Here is a 1,319-nt window from a genome sequence, read left to right as displayed (position 1 = left end):
AGACGGTGGAGGAGGCCAGGCTCCGCGCGCCGATCACCCTGCGCGCCCAGGAGCGGGCGGTGACCCTGCGGGACTACGAGGAACTGGCCCGCCGCGCCGCCCCCGACACCGCGCGCATCACCTGCCTGGAGGGCGACCGGGACGAACACGGCGCGTACGCCGTGCGGGTGCTGGTGGTGCCGCAGGCCGTCCCCGACCCCGACGGACGACTGCGCTTCGAACAACTGGTGCCCGACGACGCGCTGCTGAGCCGGATCACCCGCCACCTGGACGAGCGGCGCCCGATCGGGACCCGACTGGCGGTCGGACCGCCCTACTACCAGGGCGTCACGGTGGTGGCGACGGTCCACGCCTTCCGGGGCACGGACACCGACCGCGTGCGCCGGGAGACCCACGACGCGCTCCACCGCCACCTGGACCCCCTCACCGGCGGCGTCGACGGACGCGGGTGGCCGTTCGGCCGACCGATCCAGGCCGGGGAGTTGTTCGCGGTGCTCCAGCGGGTGCCGGGCGTGGAACTGGTGGACCGGGTGACGCTGCACCCGGCGGACCCGATCTCCGGGAAACGCGGCGAGGGCACCGACCGGGTCGACCTGCGGGCGGAGGCCCTGCCGTTCTCCTTCGACCACCGGGTGCGCGTGATCGGGGACGACACGTGAGGGGCTCCGTCGACGGCATGGGTTCCGCCATGCCGATCGGTGCCATGCTGCCGGCCGTGTTCGTCGAGGACGACCTGGCGCAACGCTTCGTCGCCGGCCTGGACGAGGTGCTCGCACCGATCCTCGGCGTACTCGACTGCCTGGAGGCGTACTTCGACCCCCACCTCGCCCCCGTGGACTTCGTCCGCTGGGTGGGCACCTGGGTCGGTGCCGAGACCGACGGGCTGGAGGAGGACCACCGACTGCGCGCCGCCGTCGCGGCCGCCGTCCACCTGCACCGCATCCGCGGCACCCGACGCGGCCTGTTCGAGGCGGTACGGCTGGCGTTCGGCGCGGAGCCCGAGATCACCGAGAGCGGCGCCGCCGCCTGGAGTGCCCGGCCGCTCGGCCCGATACCGGGGGAGGCCCGGCCCCGCCTCCACGTCCACCTGCGACTGCCCGACCCCTCCCCGTCCGACGAACACCGGCTCGACGCGCTCGTCGCCGCGGCCCGTCCCGCCCACATGCCGTACACGGTCCAGGTGTCGGCCATCGAGAGGAGCTTGGAGACATGACCGCTCACAACTGCGCCGACTGCGGCACCCGGGCGGAACCGGGGCAGTCGTTCTGCGAGGCGTGCGGAGCCGTGCTGGAGTGGCGCCGTCCGTCGGCGGAGCCGTC

General features: G+C 74.3%; 2 protein-coding genes. Both read left to right on the top strand.

Features of this window, described 5'->3' with window-relative positions; all coding sequences use genetic code 11:
* The coding region (locus FNQ90_RS22655) for a putative baseplate assembly protein (protein WP_182608048.1) at positions 1-659 on the top strand (659 nt) is incomplete at its 5' end.
* A 17-nt stretch (positions 660-676) separates the two neighbouring features.
* On the top strand, positions 677-1,213 hold the full coding sequence (locus FNQ90_RS22650) for a phage tail protein (RefSeq protein WP_182608049.1): 537 nt from the start codon (positions 677-679) through the stop codon (positions 1,211-1,213).
* The last annotated feature ends 106 nt before the right edge of the window (positions 1,214-1,319 follow it).

It is taken from the genome of Streptomyces alkaliphilus (genome assembly GCF_014141535.1).
Classification (GTDB): Bacteria; Actinomycetota; Actinomycetes; order Streptomycetales; family Streptomycetaceae; genus Streptomyces; species Streptomyces alkaliphilus.
Note: the sequence above shows the minus strand (reverse complement) of the source record. Positions and strands in the feature narration are given on the sequence as shown.

What these genes read in the sequence shown, in the direction of transcription:
- FNQ90_RS22650 (WP_182608049.1), top strand. Translation starts at nt 677, where the DNA reads ATGGGTTCCGCCATGCCGATCGGTGCCATGCTGCCGGCCGTGTTCGTC.